Consider the following 20,548-nt stretch of genomic DNA (forward strand, 5'->3'; position numbering starts at 1 on the left):
ACCCCATGGCTCTTCCCGCCATCGCTTCCTACGCACTGCCGACCGAAGCCGAACTGCCCGCGAACCGCGTGGACTGGACCGTCGACCCCGCGCGGGCCGTGCTCCTGGTCCACGACCTGCAGAACCACTTCCTCGGCGCCTTCCCGCCCGGTGAGCAGCCGCTCACCGGCATGCTCGACAACACGGCCCGGGTCATCGAGGAGTACCGCAGCCTCGGTGTGCCCGTCGTGTACTCGGTGCAGCGCGGTGGCCAGACCGCGGAGGAACGCGGTCTCCAGCTCGACTTCTGGGGCCCCGGCGCCGCCGACGACCCCGAGGCGCTGGCGATACCCGACGCCGTCGCGCCCGCTGACGGCGACACCGTCCTGACCAAGTGGAAGTACAGCGCGTTCGTACGCACCGAACTCGACGCCCTGCTGCGGGAGTCCGGACGCGACCAGCTGGTGATCACCGGTGTGTACGCGCACATCGGGGTGCTCATGAGCGCCTGCGACGCGTGGATGCGCGACGTCCAGGCCTTCGTGGTCGCCGACGCCGTGGCGGACTTCTCGCGCGAGGACCACGACATGGCCCTGCGCTGGGCCGCGGGCCGCTGCGCGGTCGTCACCTCGACCGACGCGCTCCTGAAGGGGGTGTGAACACCGTGACGCTCACCCTTGAACTGATCCGTCACGATGTCGCCGACGCCCTCGGTGAGGACCCCGCGGACATCCCCCTCGACGAGAACCTCCTGGACTACGGCCTGGACTCGGTGCGCATCATGTCTCTGCTGGGGCGCTGGCGCCGGGACCACGGTGTCGAGGCGGACTTCGCGGACTTGGCCGAGCAGCCCGCCATCGATGTCTGGGCGCCGCTGCTGGAGGCCTCATGACCGTCCTGCTCACCGGTTCCGACGGGCCGGGACCGGCCCCCGGCCCGGTTGCCCCGCCCGCCCTGCTGCCGCTGACGGCCGCCCAGTCGGGCATGTGGTTCGCCCAGTCCCTGGACCCGCTCAGCCCGGCGCAGAACACGGCGGAGTGCCTGGAGATCGACGGACCGCTCGACCCGGAGGTGTTCGCGGCGGCTCTGCGCCGGGTGACCGCCGAGGCCGACGCCCTGCGCGTGACCGTCGAGGACTCCCCGGACGGCCCGCGCCAGCGCGTCCGCCCCTCGGTCCCGCTGCCCCTCACCACGCACGACCTGCGGGACGTGCCGCACCCCGGCCGGCAGGCCGAGGAGTGGATGCGCGCGGACCTGGCCGAGCCCTTCGACCTGTCGACGGGGCCGCTGTTCCGGCACGCCCTGTTCCGTGTCGGCGAGGAGCGGTGGCTGTGGTACCAGCGCATCCACCACCTGGTCATGGACGGCTTCGGCTACTCGCTCCTCGTACGCCGTACAGCCGAGGTCTACACGGCGCTGGCCCGGGGCGAGGAGCCCGGGGCCCGGGCGTTCGGGGCACTCGCCGAGCTCGTCGCGGAGGACGAGGCGTACCGGTCGTCGGAGGCCTTCAGCGCCGACCGCGCCCACTGGACCGAGGCGTTCGCCGACCGCCCGGAGGTGCCCCGGCTGGCGGGCCGCGGGGCGCTGCCCTCTCGGACGTTCCTCCGCCGCACGGCCCACCTGGGCCCGGAGGCCACCGAGGGTGTGCGGGACCTGGCCGACCGGCTCCGCGCCTCGTGGCCTGACGTCCTGATCGCCGCCCAGGCGCTGTACACCGCGCGGGCGACCGGCCGTCAGGAGGTCGTGCTCGGGCTGCCGATGATGGGCCGTATGGGGTCCGTCTCACTGCGGGTGCCGGGCATGGTGATGAACGTGCTTCCGCTGCGGCTGGACGTCTCCCCCGACGCCACCTTCGCCCAGCTGGTGCGCCAGGTGGTGCTCCGCATCCGCGAGGTCCGCCGCCACCAGCGGTTCCGTTACGAGGACATCCGCCGGGAGCTGCGGCTCCTCGGGGAGAACCGCGGGCTGGTCGGCCCCCTCGTCAACGTCATGCCCTTCGACTACGACGTGGACTTCGCGGGCGCCCCAGCGCGGGCCCGTAACCTGTCCGCGGGACCGGTCGACGACCTGACGCTGAACATCTACGACCGCTCCGACGGCCGTGGTCTGCGCATCGACCACGACGGCAACCCCGCGCTGTACGGCGACGAGGAGCTGGCCGCCCACCAGGCGCGCTTCCTGCATCTGGTGGAGCGGCTGAGCCGGGCCGATCCGCATGTGCCGACGGCCGCGCACGGCATCGCCACGGAGGACGAACTCGAGCTGGTCGTCCGTACGTTCAACGACACCGCCCGGGCGCTGCCGCCCACGACGCTGATCGGCCCGATCGAATCGCGTGCCGCACGCACCCCGGACGCGACGGCTCTGGTGTTCGGTGACATCTCGCTCACCTACGAGGAGCTGAACACCCGCGCCAACCGGCTGGCCCGGCACCTGCGGACGCTGGGCGCCCGGCCGGGCGCGGTGGTGGCGGTGTCGGTGCCGCGCTCGGTGGAGCTCGTGGTGTCCCTGCTCGCCGTGCTGAAGGCGGGGGCCGCGTATCTGCCGCTCGACCCGGACTACCCGGAGCAGCGGCTCGCGTACATGCTGCGGGACGCGGCGCCGGTGTGCGCGGTGACCGACCGGGCAGGGCGGCTCCCCGAGGACACCGGGACACCGCTGGTCGTCCTGGACGGCCTCGACGTCTCGGAGTACCTCTGGGTCAACCCGTCACGGCCCCTCACCCCCGCCCATCCGGCGTACGTCATCTACACCTCGGGCTCGACGGGCCGCCCCAAGGGCGTCGTCGTCTCGCACGCGGCGATCGACAACCGGCTGCGCTGGATGCAGGGTGCCTACGGGCTGACGGCGGACGACCGGGTGCTCCAGAAGACACCGTCGTCGTTCGACGTGTCGGTGTGGGAGTTCTTCTGGCCGCTGCGCCAGGGCGCGGCACTGGTGCTCGCCGAACCGGGCGGTCACAAGGACCCGGCCTATCTGGCCCGGCTGATCCGTGAACAGTCCGTCACCACCTGCCACTTCGTGCCGTCGATGCTCCAGGTCTTCCTCGCGGAGGCGGACGCCGAGGCGTGCGGGAGCCTCACGAGGGTCTTCTGCAGCGGCGAGGCCCTGCCCCGCGAGACCGCGAACGCGTTCGGGCGCGAGCTGCCCGGCGTGGAGCTGCACAATCTGTACGGCCCCACGGAGGCGGCGGTCGACGTCACCTTCCACGCGTGCGCCGCGGACGCCACCGGTCCGGTGCCGATCGGCCGGCCCGTCTGGAACACCCGCCTGTACGTGCTCGACGCGGCGCTGCAGCCCTGCCCGCCGGGGGTGCCCGGCGAGCTCTACCTGGCGGGGCGTCAGCTCGCCGCCGGGTATCTGAACCGCCCGGAGCTGACCGCGTCCCGCTTCGTCGCCGACCCCCTCGGCCGGCCGGCGGAGCGCATGTACCGCACCGGCGACCTGGCGCACTGGACGGCGCAGGGCGAGGTCGTCTACCTGGGCCGCACGGACGACCAGGTCAAGCTGCGCGGGCAGCGCATCGAACTCGGCGAGATCGAGACGGCGATGGCCGCCCGGGAAGGGGTGGACGCCGCCTGCGCCCTCGTACGCGAGGACCGTCCCGGCGAGCAGCAGTTGGTCGGCTACGTCACCGGGGGCGCCGACCCGGTGGCCGTACGCGCCTCGCTGGCGCGGGAGCTGCCGGAGCACATGGTCCCGGCGGCGGTGGTGGCGCTGGACGCCTTCCCGCTGAGCCCCAACGGCAAGCTGGACCGGCGTGCCCTGCCCGCCCCGGTGTTCGGCGGCGGCACGGGGGCGCGGCGCCCGTCGGACGCCCGGGAGGAGGCGCTGACCAGGCTCTTCGCAAAGGTGCTGGACGTCGAACGGGTGGGCCCTGACGACGCGTTCTTCGACCTGGGCGGCACGTCGCTGCTCGCCGTGCGGCTCGTGGCGCGCGTACGGGAGGAGTTCGGCGCCGAGCTGACCATCGGCTCGCTGTTCGAGTCCCCGACCCCGGCCGCGCTCGCCGCACGGCTCGGTTCCACGGGACCGGCGTCCGAGGACGCGCTGGACGTCGTGCTGCGGCTGCGCGGCGGGGACGGGCGTCCACCGCTGTTCGCCATCCATCCGGCCGGCGGGATCGCGTGGTGCTACGCCGGACTGTCGGCGCGCCTCGGCCCGGAGCAGCCGGTGTACGGCATCCAGGCCCGCGGGCTGGCCGGGGACGAGCCGCTGCCGCGCACCCTGCAGGAGGAGGCGGCCGACTACCTCCAGCACATCCGGGCGATCCAGGAGCACGGCCCCTACCGGCTGCTGGGCTGGTCCGTCGGCGGGGTGCTGGCGCACACCGTGGCCGTGCTGCTCCAGGAGGCGGGCGAGGAGGTCGAACTGCTCGCGCTGCTCGACGCGTTCCCGGCCGAGCAGTGGCGGGAACGCGCGGCGCCCGAGGAGGGCGACGCACTGACCGCCGTACTGCGGATGGCGGGCTTCGAGCGCACCCACGAGCAGGACCGTGAGGACGTGCTGGCGACGCTGCGCCGTGCGGGCAGCCCGCTCGCGGGGCTCAGCGACCGCGCGCTGTCGAAGATCGTCGACATCGTGCCGAACCACGCGCGGATGATGCGCGAGCACGAGCACCGGGGTTACGACGGCGACCTGCTGTTCTTCACGGCCGCCGCCCCGCGCCCGGAGGACTGGCTCACCCGTGAGGCGTGGCGGGCGCATGTGACGGGGTCCATCGACAACCACGACCTCGACTGCACCCACCCGCAGTTGATGCGGGACCGCCACCTCGACGACATCGCGGCCGTCCTGGCGGCCCGTCTGAAGGAGTTGGACGCATGAGCGCGACGAGCGGCCCGTTCGATCCGGGCCCGGAGGACCGTGCCACGCACCTGGTGCTGGAGAACGCCGCGGGTCAGCTGTCCCTCTGGCCGGTCTGGCGGGAGGTGCCGGAGGGGTGGTCCGTCCGGTTCGGCCCGGCCCCGCACGAGGCGTGCACCGCTGCGCCGGCGCCGGCCGCCCGCCGCACGCCGTGAGGTACGGGGGCGCGATCAGCTCCCGTGGCCGGTGAGCCGGCAGCCCTGAGGGCCGGTGAACGTGAACACCGGTCCGAACGGGCTGTCCTGCAACAGCGTGACGTCCTCCGTTCCCGCCGCCGCGAGCTGCTCACGCAGCAGGACGACGTCCGTGACGTGGACGGCGTCACGTCGATGATCCACGGCTTTCTGCTCGGCGTTTCGACGCAGGTGTGCGACGGGACCTCAGCCGGGCATCTGCACGCCGCGGCCGACGGCGTGCTCGCGGACTGGGACGCGCGGGGACGCTGACGGAGCGGCGGGGCCCAGCAGGTCCACGAGGCCGTCGGCCAGCTCGGTGCGCCACCACAGGTAGTCGTGGCCGCCGTTGAACTCCCGGTAGGAGGCGTCGTCGTAGCCCGCCCGCTCCAGGACCTCGCGCAGGCGCCTGGCGGCGGGCAGGGCGACCCACTCCTGCTCGCCGAAGGAGAGCCGGAAGCGGACCGGCAGGCGCGGCGACCGCGCGATCCGGTCGGTGAGCCACTGTGCCCGCAGCCCGTCGGGCCACCAGAACGAGCCGGACTGCGCGAGGACGTTGCCGAAGCGGCCGGGCGCGGACATCGCCGCGTGGGCGGCGGAGAGGCCGCCCAGGCTCTGCCCGGCGACGACCGTACGGGCGGGGTCGTCCGTGACCGGGAGGCGGGCCGCCGCCCAGGGCAGCAGTTCGTCGGCGAGGAAGGCGGCGAACTCCGGACGGCAGGTCAGCTCGGACCATCGGGTGTCCGCGTCCACGGAGTCCGGGAGCAGCGCGACGAGCGGCGGGATGCGGCCGTCGGCGATCAGGTTGTCCAGCAGGTGCGCGAGCCCGAGGTGCGGCTGCCAGTGCTCACCGTCGAGGAGGACGAGCACGGGCAGCTCGCCCGGATGCCCCTGGCCCAGGGGCGGTTCGTACAGCCAGACGCGGCGGGTGCCGCAGCCCAGTTTCCCGGCCGGTACCTCGTGGGCGGCTACCCGGCCGCGGGCGACGTCCGGCCTCGGCTGCCAGTCCTGCCCGCCGGGGGCGGCCGGGAGCTCGGCGTAGGACACCGGGCCGCCGTCCCAGCGGCGCGGCAGCGTACGGCCGTTGAGCGGGTCGTGCCGGCGCTGTCGGCGCAGCCACTGCCAGTAGCCGGCGGTGCCGGGCTCGGGGCCGTCACCCTCGTCCACGTAGAAGTCGTAGGTGCCGCGCCAGTCGTGACGAAGGCGCAGCGACCAGTGCCAGACATCGGTGCCGGGCACCCGCTCCATCAGGTTGCCCTCGGGCGCACGAGGGTCGCCGAGTTTGTTGGGGAGCACCTGCACGGCGCGGGTGGCGGGGGTGCCGCGCCACAGGAACGTCACCGCCCGGTGATCGGCGCCGCCCTGCGGGTCCGGGGAGACGAGAGGCGTGCCGCTGCCGCGCACGGCAGCCCAGAACTCCTCGGTCTCCCCCGGCCCGGGAAGCCCGCATCCGGGCTCCCGGAGCCGCGGCACTTCGTCCGGGCGCACGGTCCGCGGAGGCCGGCGCGGGGAGTCTTGCGGCGGCACTGACGTGATCACGAGAGGGACTCCGAATGCTGAGGAATGGCAACTTAGGGTCACCTTACCTCTCAAGCCCCACAGGGGCATCAGCGGCACTGAGGCTAGGCTAACCTAAGTTAGCTTGGGAGCTCTTGTCGGCCGATTCACCAGGCCGCCCTCCCGAACTCCCTTCTCTTCCACCCCTCTTCGCCGCCCGCCAGGAGCAGCTCACCATGAACCCCGCCAGACCCTCTCGCACCACCACCTCCACGGCCGCCCTCGCCCGGCCCCGGCTGGGCCGGATGGCCGCTCTCGCCGCAGGCGCGACGCTGGGCCTCGGCGCCCTGGCCGTGGCGCCGGTGGCGGCGGGCCCCACCGGAGCCGACGGGACGGGCACGGTCGCCCTCGTCGCCGACACGGTCGCACCCACGGTCACCCTGGGCACGACCGCCGTGAAGCCGGGCGGATCCGTACCGTTCGAGGCCTCGGGCTTCCCCGCCGGAGGCACCCTGAGCGTCAAGTTCGACGACGCGGCCCTCCTCAAGCAGTTCCCCATCGGCGACGACGGCAGCGTCCACGGCGCGGTGACGGTCCCGGCCGACGCCGCCCCCGGCGGCGAGCACTGGCTCCGGTTCCTGGCACCGCAGACGAGCGTCCGCAGCGAGAATCTGACGGTGACCGGCAGCTCGCCGGCCCCCACTCCCACGCCGACCCCGACCCCCACGCCGACCCCCACCACGCCTCCGACGACCGCACCGCCCGCGGCCGAACCGGCCGTACGGCTCACAGACTCCGAGGTCGCGGCGGGCAAGAAGGTCACCTTCACCCTCTCCGGGTTCGCCAAGGGCCAGAGTGTCACGGTCAAGCTGGACGACGCCGACATCATCGGGCAGTGGCCCTCGGCCGTGAAGGCGGACGGCACACTCACCGCGAGCGTCACCGTCCCCAAGGCGACGTCGGCCGGGGCCCACTGGCTGCGTTTCCTCGCGCCGGATCCCTCGACGAGCCTCAAGGCCACCATCTCGGTGACGTCGTCCGGCTCGGGCGGCACCGGCGGCTCGGGCACCGGCGGAACCACCGGAGGCAGCACGGGCGGCAGCACGGACGCCGGCACGGGCGGCGGTTCGGGCAGCAGCACCGGCGGATCGTCGGGCACCGGCGGCGGTTCGGGCAGCAGCACCGGCACCTCGGCCACGATCACCGCGGGTTCACAGGTCGCCGCTGGCGGCAAGGTGTCCTTCCGGGTGACGGGCTTCCCCGCGGGCCAGCAGCTCACCGTCAAGCTCGACGACTCGAAGATCATCGGCCAGTGGCCGAACGGCATCGGCGCCGACGGCTCGCTCTCCGGGACCGTCACCGTCCCGGCGGACGCCGCGAAGGGCGCCCACTGGCTGCGCTTCCTCGCGCCCAACCCGTCCACGAGCCTCAAGGCCGACTTCACCGTCACCTCCGGCGCATCGGCCGAGCAGGCCGCGGCAAGCGCCTCCTCGGGCGGAACCGGCGGATCCACGGGTGCCACCGAGGTGCCCGCGGCCACCGGCGCGCCCGCCGACGCGTCCAACTCCCGGGGCGCCAAGGCCGCGATATCGGCCAGCCAGGTGCAGCCGGGCGGAAAGATCCCGTTCGAGGTGACGAAGTTCCCGGCCGGACAGACCGTCACCATCAAGCTCGACGACGAGGAGATCCTGGGCCAGTGGAAGGCCGACGCCGCGGGCTCGTACAGGGGTGAGGTCACGATCCCCGCCGACACCCCCGTGGGTGCCCACTGGCTGCGCTTCCTGGCGCCGAACCCCTCCACCACCCTCAAGGTCGACTTCACGGTCACCGAGCCCGGCGCGACGGCCACCGGCACGGATCCGGCGTCGGCCACCGCACCCCAGGCCGCGCCGAACACCGTCACGGCAGCCTCCGTGGAGGGTTCCGTCTCGTACGCGACGATCGCCTGGTCGGCGGCCGCCGCCGCGGTGGGCGGGGCGGCCGGAGCCGCTGCCACCACCCTGGTCGTCGTACGCCGGCGCCCGGGCGGGCGCGCCGCGCGCGCCTGACGCCGCGCAGACGAACACAGCGCCCTCACAGAGAAGTTGTTGTACACCCCACATACCTGAGGGTGCGTTACTTAGGTAAGCCTAAGCTAAGTTACAAGTGTTGTATTTCCTACTGAAACCCCTGTCAGGGAGTTGACCCCAGCATGACCTCGTCCCACCGCAGCAGCCGTCGCACCGTCACCCGTGCCGCCATCGCCCTCGCGATCGCCGCGGGCAGCACCGCCGCACTGACGGGCACCGCCTCCGCGCACACCTCGGCCGACGCCGTCACGGTCGCGTCGCTCGGGAAGGGGCTCTACCAGTCCTCGTACTCCGAGCGGAACAACGTCCTGTGGACCACGTCCGCCGTGGGCCGTCCGCCCGTCGTGGCGTCCAGCCTGCTGAAGGTGGACCCGAAGACCCTCAAGGTGAAGCAGACCATCACCCCGCCGGTCACCGACGCCGCCACCGGCGCCCTGGAAGCGGTCTACGGCGTGGCCGTGGACGACGAGCACAACACCGTCTGGACGACGAACACCCGCAACAACACCGTTGCCGTCTACGACCAGCGCACCGGCAAGCACCTCGCCACGCTGCCGAACGTGAACCACCCCCGCGAGATCGTCGTCGACGAGCGCCACAACACCGTATGGACCAGCGGTTTCTCGGACGGCGCCCTCGTCGCCTTCGACTCGAAGACCTTCAAGGAGAAGCAGCGGATCACCGTCGTCGGCTCCGGCCCGACCGGCCTGGTCGTGAACGAGCGGACCGGCACCGCCTACGCCGCGGACCTCAACGGTGACCAGGTCATCGAGGCGACCGTCAGGTCCACCACCCCGCGGCTCATCCCCGCCGGTGACGGCCCGATCTCGATCGCCCTGTCCAAGAACGGCAGGACGGCCTACACCGCCGACCAGAACGGTGGCGGCCTCTCGGTCATCGACCTCAAGAAGGGTCTCGTCAGCAAGTCCGTCGCCACGGGCGCGGGCGCCCTCTCCGTCGCCAACGACGACCGGTCGGGCAACGTCGTCGTCGTCAACCGCACCGACGCCACCGCGACGGTCGTCGACCCGGCCAAGGGCACCGTCCTGCGGACCGTGACCACCGGCGCCAACCCCAACCACGTCACCATCGCCGACGGCACCGCCTACGTGGTCGACAAGTCCGGAGCCGGCATCGACGGCGCCGACCAGATCCACACCTTCCGCGTCGCCCGCTGACACCGGACACCCCGCCTCCCCTCCCCCACGCTCCACCATGAGGCACCGCTCCGCCTCCCCCCACACTTCACAGCCGGGTGCCCGGCCCGCCGCTCCCCGCGGTGGGCCGGGCACCGCGCTCGTCGCCGCTGTCAGCCGGCGTCGCCCACGGCCTTCGGCGGTACGACGCCGAGGGCTTCCGCGCGCTCCAGGAGGTCCCGCCACACCTTCGGCGCCACCGGCACACCCGAGCGCCCGCGCTCGGCGGACAGGGCGGCCGAGCGCTCGCCCGGGTAGAAGACCCCCGAGGCCCCGTCCGCGGCCGGCAGGCCCTTGAGCGTGCTCAGGGTGGCGTCCACCCCCTCGGCGAAGTCCTCCGCACCGCCGAAGGCCGCCGGGTCCACCGCGATGAGCAGGGCGTTCTGCCGGTGCTTGCGTCCCTGGGGGTCGTCCGAGTGGAAGGACGCGAAGATGGGCGCGCCGACGAGCACACTGGTGAGCAGCTCGAAGGCGAGTGACATGCCCGAACCCTTCACCCCGCCCAGCGGCAGCGGCATGACCGCCTTCTCCGGATCGGTGGTCGGGGTCCCGTCCTCGGTGGCCGCGGCCCCTTCCGGCAGCGGCGTCCCGCTCGCCTTCGCCTGCCGGATCTTCCCGAGCGCGATGGTGGCCGTCGCCATGTCCAGGAGCAGCGGGGCATGGGCCGAGGACTCCGCGGTCGGTACGGCGATGGCGAGCGGGCTGGTGGCCACGGCCGCGCCCTTGACGCCGGTGTAGCCCATGTTGGGCATGCCGGACACGAACCCGATGCCGACCAGGCCCTGTTCGGCGATCCGGGAGACGTAGTAGCCGATGGCTCCGGTGTGGACCGTACGGCGCACGCCGACCGTGGCGATGCCGGTCGTCCTGGCCCGGCGCACCGCCTCGTCCGCCGCCGCGGTGAGGGCCACCGGGCCCGGGGCGCGGTCGGCGTCCAGGACGGCGGCGGCGGGGGTCGTGGACTCGATTCTGAGGTCGGGCCTGGCGTTGGCGACGCCCTTGGCCAGCAGATCGAGGTAGGCGGGGACGCGTGCGGTGCCGTGCGAGTCGACTCCGCGCTGCGCGGCCCACACGAAGACGTCAGCGGTGGTGCGGGCGTCCTCGGTGCTCAGGCCTCCCTTCTCGAGCAGGGCGGCGGCGAATTCCAGCAGGTCCTCGGCCTCGACCAGAGTCCTGGCGGCCTTGGGGGCGGGGGTGTCGGTCATGGTGGCTGGTGTCTCCTGGTTCAGCGGGTGACGAGGACGTCGACGACGGCGGTGGTGCCCTCCGCCACCGCCTTGAGCGCACGCTCCAGGGCGGGGGCGAGGGCGTCGGGCGTGTCGACGGTCTCGGTGTGCATCCCGAACGGCTCGGCGAAGGCCGCGAGTCTGGGCAGCCGGTGCAGGTCGGTGCCGAGCCACTCGCCCGTCCCGGCCGCGGCTCCCTCGGGGTAGAACCGACGGTGGTTGAGATTCATCGACTTGTAGACACGGTTGTTGAAGACGACGATCAGCAGCGGCAGTCCGTACGCCGCGGAGGCGTCGTAGGACGGGATCACCGGGTTGTAGGTCAGGGCGCCGTCCCCGACGGTGAAGACCACCGGGCGGTCCTTCGCCGCGAGTTTGGCCCCGAGGGCGACGGCGATGCCCTGGCCGAGCCCGCCCTGCACGTAGAAGTACGAGTCGGGGTCGGAGGTCTTGAGGTGCCGCTTGACGACCCGGCTGTGCGTGATGGTCTCGTCGACGACGATGGGGTCCTTGCCGTCGAGGAGGCCGCGCAGTGCCGCGGCGAGGAGGACGGGGTCGATGCCCTCGGACTGCCGCTCCGCCTCGGCCTCGGCCCCGGCGATCGCGGTCTGCTCGGCGGCGTACCGCTCCTCCTGTGCCGCGCGGCGCAGGACGGCGGCGGCCTCGTACGCGTCGTCGAGGTCCCGGGCCCGCTTGGCCAGCTGGTGCAGGGTGTGGGTGACGTTGCCTTCGAGGTACTTGTCGGCGAACAGCACCTGGTAGACGACGTGCGGCCGCTGCGGCACCTCGTCGATCACGACGATCGTCGCCTTCGAGGGGCGCCGGCTCGGCGGGTAGAAGGGGACGCGGCAGTTGACCAGGAGGATCAGGTCGGCCTCGTCCATCCACGGGCCGATGTCGCTGCCCGCGTGCAGTGGGTGGTCGCGCGGGAAGTTGCCGCACACCGCGGAGTCGGGCTCGACGACCGGGATGTTCCAGGCCTCGGCGAAGGCGACGAGCGCCTCGAAGCCGCCGGCCTCACGGCCGGCCGTCTCCGTGACGATCACCGGGTTCCGGGCCTCCCGGATCATCCGGGCGACGGTGTCGGCCTCCTGGGGCGAGCTGTGCGTGGAGCCCGGCGCGACGAGGGGCTTGGCCTCGCGTCCGTCCCAGTCCTCCAGGAGGATCTCCAGGGGGATGTTGAGGTAGGCCGGTCCCGCCGGTGCCCGCCAGGACAGCTCGGCCGCCCTGGTGATCATGGTGGGCAGGGTGTGGACACTGGCGGCCTCGTTGGACCACTTCGTGAACGGCTGGGCGACTCCGTGCGGGCCGCCCACGATCGAGAGGTTGCGGTACCACTGGCCGCCCGGGTCCGGCCCGGGCCCGTCGCCGTAGGTGCTGGACTCCGAGGAGGCCACCACCATCGGGACGCCGGCCAGCAGCGCGCCGTGGATGGCCATCGAGCCCTGCAGCAGCCCGGGGGCCGCGTGCAGGAGGACGCCCTGCGGGCGGCGGGTGACCAGGCCGTAGCCGGTGGCCATGCCGACCGCGACGGTCTCGTGGGTGAGGTCGAGGTAGGTGGGGGCCGGGTCACCGTCACGGTGACGCCGGGCCAGGGCCTCCCACACCGGGGCCCATTCGGACCCCGATGAGCAGAAGAGGTAGTCGGCGCCGACGGCGTTGAAGGCGGACACGACAGCATCTCCGCCGTCAATGCCGTCGACGCCTGGGGTGTTCCTGCTGTCCGTCATCTCAGAAGTTCCTCAGCCCTCGACCGGCCAGTCCAGGACCTCGCTGATGCCGCGGCCCATCATCCACTCGAGCTCCTCGGGGGTGAAGTCCCAGTGCTTGGTGAACTGCTCGATGGTGTCGGTGTAGGTGATGCCGTGGCCGAGGAGGCGGGTGATGTCCGTGCCGTAGAAGCAGCGCTGGGGGCCCATCTTGTCGACCATCTCGCGGACGTACTTCTCGATGTTCCTGTTCGGGAAGGCCTCCGTGGAGTAACCCGGCAGGGCCGAGATCTTGACGTAGATGTTGGGGTGCTCGTGCAGGTCTGCCGTCTCGGCGACCCAGTAGCCGATGGCGTCGTCGACGCAGCGGGCCATGATGCCCATGTGGTCGATGATGATCTTCAGGTTCGGGTGCTTGGCCGCGATCTCGCCGAGCTCCCTCTTCCAGATCGGCGCGTGCACCATGGTCGGGATGCGCAGTTCCTCGGCGATCGGCCAGTACCAGTCGTTGGTACCGTCGATCATCCAGTTGCGGTCCTGCGGCCGGTGGAAGGTGAGGCGCGTGCCCTTGATGTGCGGGTTCTGCGCGAAGTCCTTCAGCATGGCCGTGCCCTCGGCCTCGTCGTCCTGCGGGACGCGGGCCATGATGCCGAAGCGGTCGGGGTGGGCCTCGCACGCCTCCAGGGCGTAGTCGATGCGGTTGCCCTCCCAGGACGGCGGGAGGATGAGGGCCCGGTTGACGCCGGCCTCGTCCATCAGCTCGAGGGCCTCCTCGTACGAGAAGGCCTCCTCGCGGTGGCCGTTGAGGCGGATCCGCTCGCGGGCTCCGGGGACCCAGGGGCGATCCGGGGCCTCTTCCTTCCAGATGTGGATCTGGGTGTCGACCACGAACATGGTGTGCCTCTTTCGTTGCGGATGTCTCGGGGTGGTGAGGTGGTGCGCGTCAGACGTTAGAACTGGTGAGGGGTGCTTGCGCAGCCCTGGGAGTGCAAGCAGTTGTTGCGCGGATGTGCAGGTGGCGCGAGGTCACACCGTGCCGCCGGCGCTCGCGAACACGGCGTCGCCGATGTGCTCGGCGATGGCCATGGAGGCGGTGGCGGCGGGTGAGGGAGCGTTGCGTACGGCGGTGACGCGGCCCATCCGGTGGATGCGGAAGTCGTCCACGAGCGAGCCGTCCGGATCGAGAGCCTGGGCGCGTACCCCGGCACCGCCGCGGACCACGTCCTCGGTGCCCACACCGGGCACGTAGTCACCCGCGGCCCTCATGAAGGCCCGGGTGGACAGCGAGCCCCGGTACTCCCTGATGCCCGTTCGCCAGTGCTGCGCGGCCATCTTCCAGACACCCGGGTAGGCGGCGAGCCGTGCGAGGTCCTTCACGGATACGTCGGAGAGCCGGTAGCCCTCCTTGGCGAGGGCAAGGACCGCGTTGGGGCCGACCTCGACCGAGCCGTCGACCCGGGGCGTGAAGTGCACCCCGAGGAAGGGGTAGCGGGGGTCGGGCACGGGGTAGATCAGGCCGCGCACGAGATCGGTCCGGTCCGGCCTGAGGAGCATGTACTCACCCCGGAAGGGAACGATCCTCGGCTCCTTGGTGTCCTTGGCCAGGCGGGCGACGGAGTCCGACTGGAGCCCCGCGCACAGGATCAGCCGGTCGACCCGGATCCGCTCCTCGCCGGACGCCACCTCGATGCCGTCGGGTACGTCCGTCAGGGAGGTCACCGGGAAGCCGAGCCTCACCTCACCGCCGGAGGACGCGATGTCCTCGGCGAACTGCCGTGCCACCGCCGGGTAGTCGGTGATCGCCGTGCGGGGGGAGTGCAGTGCCGCGACACCGCCGGCATTGGGTTCGATCTCCCTGATCTCGTCCTGGGAGATCTTCCGAAGGTCGGGCACGTGGTTGTTCCTGGCCCGCTCGTAGAGGTTCTCCATGCGGCCCAGCTCGTCCTGGCGCACGGCGACGACCAGCTTGCCGATCTCCTGGTACGGGAGCTTCCGGTCCTGGCAGTACTCGCGCAGCAGGGACACCCCCCGCACGCACAGATCGGCCTTCAGGCTGCCGGGCGGGTAGTAGATCCCGGCGTGCACCACACCCGAGTTGTGTCCGGTCTGGTGGGCCGCGACCCGGTCCTCCTTCTCGAACACCACGACCCGGGTGCCCGGCCGGCGCAGTGCGATCTCCCGGCCCGTCGCCAGACCGACGATCCCCGCGCCGACGATGCCGATCGTCTCTTCCGCCATCGGCATCCTCCTTTCTTGCTGTGGAAGCTTGCTGTGGAAGCTTGCTGTCGAAGCCGGATGTGCCCGTCAGCAGCCGAAGTTGAAGGCGACGGTCTTGACGCGGGTGTAGAAGCGAAGGGCTTCGGTGCCCTGCTCCTTGAAGGCCGAGCCGGAGTCGCGGAAGCCACCGAAGGGGTGGTGCACGTCCCAGCCGGTGGTCGCGGTGTTGACGGCGACCTGGCCGCAGTCGGCCTCGTCCGCGAAGCGGTGCGCGGCGCGCAGGTCGCGGGTGAAGAGGGCGGCGGCGAGCCCGAAGTCGGAGTCGTTGACCTCCGCGACGGCTTCGTCGAAGCCGTCGACGGGGCGCACGACCACGACGGGCCCGAAGACCTCCTCGCGCCAGACGGCCATCTCCCGGGTGACGTCGCCCAGGACGGTCGGGCTGACGTAGCAGCCGTCGGCGTACTCCGCCCCCTGCGGGGCCGCGCCGCCCGTGAGGACGGTCGCCCCCTCCTCCACGGCGCGCGCGATGTCCTTGAGCACGCTGTCGCGCTGGCCGGTGCTGACGAGCGGGCCGACACCGGTCGAGTCGGAGGCCCCCGGTCCGAGCCGGAGCGCGGCAACCGCTTCCAGGAGCAGGCCGGTGAACTCCTCGTAGACCGGGCGTTCGACGAGGACACGGCTGGTGGCGGTGCACCGCTGGCCCGCCTGTCCGAAGCCGGCGACCATCAGGGCCCGCACGGCGGCCTCCAGGTCGGCGTCGGCGAGGACGACGGTGGCGTTCTTGCCGCCCAGCTCCCCCTGGAAGCGGACGTTACGGTCGGCCAGGGACCTGCGGATCCCCTCGCCGACGGAGTTGGACCCGGTGAACGTGACCGCGGCGACCCGCGGATCGTCGAGCAGGGGGGCGGAGATCCTGCTGCCGCGCCCGGTGACGACGCCCAGCACCCCGGCGGGCAGACCCGCGTCGTGCAGCGCGCGGGCCAGGTGAAGAGCGGACATCGGGGTCTCGGAGGCCGGCTTGAAGACGACGGCGTTGCCGGTGGCCAGGGCGGGCGCCAGCTTGCGGGCGGGCGTCAGCAGGGGGTCGTTCCACGGCGTGATGGCCAGCACGATCCCGACCGGTTCGTGGTGGAAGCTCGTACGGGTGTCGGGGCGCGCGTCGTGGATGAGCGTGCCGTAGCCGTTGCGGGCGAGACCGGCGTAGTACTCGAAGAAGTCGGCGGACTTCTGCACCTCGCCGCTCGCCTCCTTCAGCGTCTTGCCGTTCTCGGCGACCACGGCCCCGGCGATGGTGGCCGCCCGCTCACGGAGCAGCCCGGCCGCTCCGTGGAAGATCCTGGCCCGGTCGAAGGGGCTGGTGCGCCGCCAGACGGCGAAGCCCTTCTCCGCCTCGTCGTAGGCCCGGGCGACCTCCCGGGAGCTCAGCGCGGGCACCCGGGCGACGGGGGTGCGGGTGTCGGACGGGTCATGGACCTGCAGCCACTCGTCGGCCGTCACCCACTGTCCGCCGAGGAGGGTTTCCATGGTGCGCATCTGGATCATTTCTCCCGTTCGACCGCGGCGGTCCGCGGTGTGCAGATGAGACGGCTTGTGGTCGTGACGACAACACAGGAAGACCGGAACGGGGACCAGAGCCGCGGCGGCAGACATTGCTTGCACGTCACGCACGGCCCGGAGGGCCTGCCCTGTGCTGGAATCGGCACGCTCGACGCCGTACCCGACAAGGAGACCGACCCATGGCATTCGCCGTCATAGCCCACTACCGCTGCGAACCCGCCGACGAGGCAACGGTGCGTGCCGCTCTGCTCGAGATGCGGGAGCACACGCTGACCGAGCCGGGAAACCTGGCGTACGACGTCCACGCGGACGTGGACCGCCCCGGCGGGTTCGTCCTGTACGAGCGGTACGCCGACCGGGCCGGTTTCGACTCCCACGCCGGGGCGGACTACTTCGACGAGCTCATCGTCGGGACGGTCCGGCCGCTGCTGACCGAGCGTGCGGTCACCTTCGCCGACGTCCTGTAAGGGCCGGCAGCCCGGGGCCGGGCCCCTGGTGGGTCCGGCCCCGGGCCGCGGTGGGTCAGAACTCGTTGCCCCAGCAGTAGCGGGCAAGGGTCTCCACCTGGATCAGCTTGCGGTTCTGGTCCTCCGCGCCCAGCAGCGGGCGGCCGACGACGTCCGCGAAGCCGCGGGAGGGCGCCAGCGCCATGTCCTCCAGGTCCTTGACCTCCGCGGCGGCGTCGATCCGGGTCATCACCGTGTCGATGTCCTCGATGTCGGGGCTGGTCACGTCGACCACCCCCAGGCAGGCGTCACGGTCCTCGGGGAGGGCCCGCAGAAGGTCCAGCTCGGCGTCGGAGCCGTGGACGTAGGGCAGGATCCACCGGTCCACCGGGACGGCGGCGTACAGGCGCTCGGCGCGGCCGCGGTCCACGGAGGCGGGGGCGGACCACCCCGGCGCCATGCCCACCCGGACGCCCTCGGGACGCTCCCCCGTCGGGACGGCGAGGGCGTCGACGGCCAGGGCGTCCTCGAAGGAGAGCGCGCCGGTGTCACCCGGCTCGGCGGCCGTATGGGCGAGCAGGAGCGGGTTGTTCAGCTGGATGAGGCGGACGCCCCGGGAGATGAGCAGCTGTGTCTCCGCGTGGATGATCTCCGCCAGTGCCTCGCCGAGCTCGCGTGCCGAGGCCGGGCCGCCCGAGCCCGCCGCCCCGGCGTCGAAGCAGGTGGCGGCGAGGTAGGCCGGCGAGGGCAGGGCGGCCTTGGGCGCGATCAGCGTGAGCTCGCCGAGCAGGGAGGCCCAGTCGCCGAGCAGCGGGCCGTTCGCCTTGGGCAGGGACTCGGCGACCCAGCGCGCCAGGCCGTCCGTCTCCTCGCCGGTGCGCCGGAAGCCGGAGACTCCGTCGAGCACCGCGCTGCGGAAGTCCTCGCGGGGCAGGTCTCCGTCGGTGACGACCGTGGAGCGCAGTCTGCGCTGGAGGACCACGGCCTCCTTGACCGCCGCGCGTCCGGCCTCGTGCAGCGACGCGGCGTCCGACTCGCTCTTGGCCGCCCGCTCGCGGGCCAGCAGGAGGGTGGCCGGGCGGACCAGGCTGCCGTGGTGGTCGATGCGGTAGTTGAAGGTGTCCGCCATGGCTCAGGCTTCCTTTCCGGCGGGCTTGCCGGAGACGCCCCAGGCGGCGAACTCCAGCTCGTAGCCGAGCGATTCGAGGACATCGTCGGCGATCTTCTGGTCCTCGTCCGCGGTACCGCCCGCGATGCCGAGTCCGCCGATGATCTCGCCGTCCTTCTTGATCGTGACGCTGCCCTCGGCGGCGAGGATGGGCATGGCCGCGCCGGGCAGCTGGGAGAGCTGGGAGAAGAAGACGGGCTGGCTCTCCTGCCACTTCTTCAGCATCCTGCCGGGGCGCTGCATGACGGCGGCGGTGTAGGCCTTGGCCCTGGCGATGTCCGGGGTGAGCGGGCGGGCCCCGTCCGGGCGGCGGACGGCCACGACGAAGCCGCCGGCGTCCACCACGGCGACGCTCACCGCCTTCCCGAACTCCTGGGCACGCTTGTGGGCGGCGTCGATGATCTCTTCGGCGGCGCCGAGGGTGATGTTGCTCATGCGGTTTCCTTCGGGGCGGTGAGGGTGCGGCGCAGGCGGGCGACGGCGGCGTTGTAGGCCCGTGGGGTCTCCCAGTACATGGAGTGCGGGGCGCCAGGGACGATCTCCAGGTGTGAGCCCTCCACCAGCTCGTGGGCGCGGGTGACCGTCTTCACGCTCAGCACCGCGTCCTTCTCCCCGGCGAGGAAGGCGACCCTGACGCCGGACGCGCGGATCTCGTCGAGGCCCGGACCGTCGGTGTCGAGGTTGCGCAGGTCCTGCATCGTGGCGACGTTGAACGTGCCCATCTGCCGGAACAGGAAGGTGAGGTCGGCGCGCTCCTGCTGGAACCGCCTGGTGAGCAGGCGGTCGATGACGGGCAGCTTGACGGCCTCGGCACGGTCGGCCGCTGCCAGCTCCTTGAGTTCGGGGTGGCTGATCCCGCCGAGAGAGTGGCCGAGGACCACGGAGCCGACGCGCTCGGGGCGCACGAGGCCGGCGCGCAGAGCGGCGATCGAGCCGATGGACTGGCCCACGAGCATGGCGTCGGTCAGGTCCTCCTGGTCGAGGACGGCGACGACGTCGCCGTGGAAGGCCTGGCTGTCGAACTCGGTCCGGGGCACCGACAGCTCCGTCCTCCCGAAGCCGCTCAGGTCGAGGGTGACGACGGTGAACCCGTCGCGCAGCGCGGCGACCTGCTGCCACCAGGCCGCGTGGTGTCCCCCCGAGCCGTGCACGAGGACGATCGCGGGGCCGGCGCCGTGGCGTTCGTAGTAGACGGAGGCGCCGTCGGATTCGGCGTAGGGCATGAGAAGGATCTCCTTAGGGAGCCCTGCGGCTCAGTGGGGGCGCCTGCCGTGGAAGACCAGCTCGATCATGGTGTGGTCGGGGTCGTGGATGTAGCAGAACTTGGACTGGTTCTCGGGGCGTTCGATGGGGCGGGTGTGGCGGATGCCCAGCTCGGTGAGGTGTTCCAGGAAGTCGTCCCAGTCGTCGACCTCGACGGCGAAGTGGTACGGCGCCATCCGGTCCATCTCCTCGACCGGGGTGAAGTGCAGGTCGAAGTTGCCGCGGGTCATCAGCACCACGCGGGTGTTGGACTTCGGCATGATCCGCTTCATCCCGAAGACCTTGGTGTACCACTCGGCGGTGCGGTCGGGGTCGGTGGTGGGGAAGTTGACGTGGTGGATGTAGCGGGGTTCCTTGCTCACGGCTTGCTGCCTTTCGGGTGAGGTGGCTGGGGGCGGGCGGTCTCCGCCCTGACGGTGTTCGACAGGACGCCGATCCCACTGATCTCGACGTCGACGGTGTCGCCCGGCTCGATCGGGCAGGTGGACTCGGCGCCCATCCACAGCACGTCGCCGGGGTGCAGGGTGAGGTGCTCGGTCATCGCGACGATGTGGTCGAAGGGGTCGAAGACCATGTCGCCGGTCGGGAACCGGGCGCGTTCCTCACCGTTGACCCGCAGGGTGGTGGTCTGGGCGAGGGCGTCGACGTCGGTCTCGATCCAGGGGCCCATCGGTTTGAAGGTGTCGCTGTTCTTGCTGCGCCAGAACGAGCGGTCCTCGTGCTGCCAGGTGCGGGCGCTGACGTCGTTGCCGATCGTCCAGCCGAAGACGGCGTCCCGCGCCTCCTCGTACGTGGCGTGCTTCAGGGTCCGCCCGATGACGGCGACCAGCTCGGGTTCGGCCTCGAACCTGCCCTGCACCCCGGTGGGCTTCACGATCGCCGTTCCGTGGCCGGTGAGCGCGTTGTTGGCCCGGTATCCGGGCTCGGGCCGCTCGGGCATGACCCCGGCCTTGTCGCCCCGCAGGCGTGCGTGCTCGATGTGGCGCGGGTAGTTCATGCCGACGGCGTAGAAGACGGGCGGTACGACGGGTGGCAGCCAGACGGCCTCGGCGAGCGGGACCGTACCGATGACGGTGGGGTCGCTCTCCAGGGGCGAGTCGGAGAGCAGGCGCACCGCGTCGTCCTCGACGCGGCCCCACACCGCCCGGCCGCCCATGGAGACTCGGGTGTAGCGCATGG

At 72.1% G+C, this 20,548-nt stretch carries 19 protein-coding genes; 7 read left to right on the forward strand and 12 right to left on the reverse strand.

The window, feature by feature from the left end:
- The first annotated feature begins 5 nt into the window (after positions 1 to 5).
- From ACIRD8_RS26075 to ACIRD8_RS26090, 4 genes are read left to right on the forward strand one after another with little or no spacing between them, the layout of a single operon-like run.
- Positions 6 to 638 (forward strand): isochorismatase family protein, encoded by a 633-nt coding sequence (locus ACIRD8_RS26075; protein WP_403996210.1) that lies wholly within the window; start codon positions 6 to 8, stop codon positions 636 to 638.
- A 5-nt stretch (positions 639 to 643) separates the two neighbouring features.
- Positions 644 to 871, forward strand: coding sequence for a phosphopantetheine-binding protein (locus ACIRD8_RS26080; protein WP_403996212.1), 228 nt, complete (start codon positions 644 to 646; stop codon positions 869 to 871).
- On the forward strand, positions 868 to 4,806 hold the full coding sequence (locus ACIRD8_RS26085) for an amino acid adenylation domain-containing protein (protein WP_403996215.1): 3,939 nt from the start codon (positions 868 to 870) through the stop codon (positions 4,804 to 4,806). The genes ACIRD8_RS26080 and ACIRD8_RS26085 overlap by 4 nt, the downstream gene beginning before the upstream one ends.
- Positions 4,803 to 5,000, forward strand: coding sequence for an MbtH family NRPS accessory protein (locus tag ACIRD8_RS26090; RefSeq protein WP_403996218.1), 198 nt, complete (start codon positions 4,803 to 4,805; stop codon positions 4,998 to 5,000). The genes ACIRD8_RS26085 and ACIRD8_RS26090 overlap by 4 nt, the downstream gene beginning before the upstream one ends.
- 15 nt (positions 5,001 to 5,015) lie before the next feature.
- On the opposite strand, the gene ACIRD8_RS26095 is transcribed toward ACIRD8_RS26090, so the two are convergent.
- Together ACIRD8_RS26095 and fes are read right to left on the reverse strand one after the other, a co-directional pair.
- Entirely contained in the window at positions 5,016 to 5,183 is a 168-nt protein-coding gene (locus ACIRD8_RS26095) for a hypothetical protein (RefSeq protein WP_403996221.1), read from the reverse strand.
- 42 nt (positions 5,184 to 5,225) lie between these two features.
- Positions 5,226 to 6,557 carry an enterochelin esterase gene (gene fes, locus ACIRD8_RS26100; protein WP_403996224.1) on the reverse strand — a complete coding sequence of 444 codons (1,332 nt, stop codon included), beginning with the start codon at positions 6,555 to 6,557 and terminating at the stop codon, positions 5,226 to 5,228.
- Positions 6,558 to 6,751: 194 nt separating this feature from the next.
- Between fes and ACIRD8_RS26105 the strand changes: the two genes are divergently transcribed.
- Positions 6,752 to 8,563 (forward strand): hypothetical protein, encoded by a 1,812-nt coding sequence (locus ACIRD8_RS26105; RefSeq protein WP_403996227.1) that lies wholly within the window; start codon positions 6,752 to 6,754, stop codon positions 8,561 to 8,563.
- Between the two features lie 143 nt (positions 8,564 to 8,706).
- On the forward strand, positions 8,707 to 9,762 hold the full coding sequence (locus tag ACIRD8_RS26110; RefSeq protein WP_403996230.1) for a YncE family protein: 1,056 nt from the start codon (positions 8,707 to 8,709) through the stop codon (positions 9,760 to 9,762).
- 131 nt (positions 9,763 to 9,893) lie between these two features.
- Here ACIRD8_RS26110 and ACIRD8_RS26115 read toward each other — a convergent pair whose 3' ends face one another.
- The 5 genes from ACIRD8_RS26115 to ACIRD8_RS26135 form a co-directional block, all read right to left on the reverse strand.
- Positions 9,894 to 10,985 (reverse strand): Ldh family oxidoreductase, encoded by a 1,092-nt coding sequence (locus tag ACIRD8_RS26115; protein ID WP_403996233.1) that lies wholly within the window; start codon positions 10,983 to 10,985, stop codon positions 9,894 to 9,896.
- A gap of 20 nt (positions 10,986 to 11,005) precedes the next feature.
- Positions 11,006 to 12,736 (reverse strand): thiamine pyrophosphate-dependent enzyme, encoded by a 1,731-nt coding sequence (locus tag ACIRD8_RS26120; RefSeq protein WP_403996236.1) that lies wholly within the window; start codon positions 12,734 to 12,736, stop codon positions 11,006 to 11,008.
- A 12-nt stretch (positions 12,737 to 12,748) separates the two neighbouring features.
- Complete coding sequence (locus ACIRD8_RS26125; protein WP_403996239.1) at positions 12,749 to 13,609, reverse strand: amidohydrolase family protein; 861 nt, start codon at positions 13,607 to 13,609, stop codon at positions 12,749 to 12,751.
- Between the two features lie 132 nt (positions 13,610 to 13,741).
- Positions 13,742 to 14,953 carry an L-2-hydroxyglutarate oxidase gene (gene lhgO / locus ACIRD8_RS26130; protein ID WP_403996241.1) on the reverse strand — a complete coding sequence of 404 codons (1,212 nt, stop codon included), beginning with the start codon at positions 14,951 to 14,953 and terminating at the stop codon, positions 13,742 to 13,744.
- A 66-nt stretch (positions 14,954 to 15,019) separates the two neighbouring features.
- Positions 15,020 to 16,468, reverse strand: coding sequence for an aldehyde dehydrogenase family protein (locus ACIRD8_RS26135; protein ID WP_403996244.1), 1,449 nt, complete (start codon positions 16,466 to 16,468; stop codon positions 15,020 to 15,022).
- 203 nt (positions 16,469 to 16,671) lie between these two features.
- On the opposite strand from ACIRD8_RS26135, the gene ACIRD8_RS26140 reads away from it, so the two are divergent.
- The gene (locus ACIRD8_RS26140) at positions 16,672 to 16,959 is read left to right on the forward strand and encodes a putative quinol monooxygenase (RefSeq protein WP_403996247.1); all 288 of its coding nucleotides are present in this window, start codon (positions 16,672 to 16,674) and stop codon (positions 16,957 to 16,959) included.
- Positions 16,960 to 17,014: 55 nt separating this feature from the next.
- Here ACIRD8_RS26140 and ACIRD8_RS26145 read toward each other — a convergent pair whose 3' ends face one another.
- Genes ACIRD8_RS26145 through ACIRD8_RS26165 form a run of 5 tightly spaced genes read right to left on the reverse strand, consistent with a single transcriptional unit; the run spans position 17,015 to position 20,546 of the window.
- Positions 17,015 to 18,067, reverse strand: coding sequence for a methionine synthase II (cobalamin-independent)-like protein (locus ACIRD8_RS26145; protein ID WP_403996250.1), 1,053 nt, complete (start codon positions 18,065 to 18,067; stop codon positions 17,015 to 17,017).
- 3 nt (positions 18,068 to 18,070) lie between these two features.
- Positions 18,071 to 18,541, reverse strand: a complete 471-nt coding sequence (locus ACIRD8_RS26150; RefSeq protein WP_403996253.1) for a heme-binding protein — start codon at positions 18,539 to 18,541, stop codon at positions 18,071 to 18,073.
- Entirely contained in the window at positions 18,538 to 19,329 is a 792-nt protein-coding gene (locus ACIRD8_RS26155) for an alpha/beta fold hydrolase (RefSeq protein ID WP_403996256.1), read from the reverse strand. The genes ACIRD8_RS26150 and ACIRD8_RS26155 overlap by 4 nt, the downstream gene beginning before the upstream one ends.
- A gap of 30 nt (positions 19,330 to 19,359) precedes the next feature.
- A complete protein-coding gene (locus ACIRD8_RS26160) occupies positions 19,360 to 19,731 on the reverse strand; it encodes a VOC family protein (RefSeq protein ID WP_360371977.1) in 372 nt (123 codons plus the stop codon).
- Entirely contained in the window at positions 19,728 to 20,546 is an 819-nt protein-coding gene (locus ACIRD8_RS26165) for a fumarylacetoacetate hydrolase family protein (RefSeq protein WP_403996261.1), read from the reverse strand. The genes ACIRD8_RS26160 and ACIRD8_RS26165 overlap by 4 nt, the downstream gene beginning before the upstream one ends.
- Between the last annotated feature and the right edge of the window lie 2 nt (positions 20,547 to 20,548).

This window comes from Streptomyces sp. NPDC102451 (assembly GCF_044765485.1).
Lineage (GTDB): Bacteria > Actinomycetota > Actinomycetes > Streptomycetales > Streptomycetaceae > Streptomyces.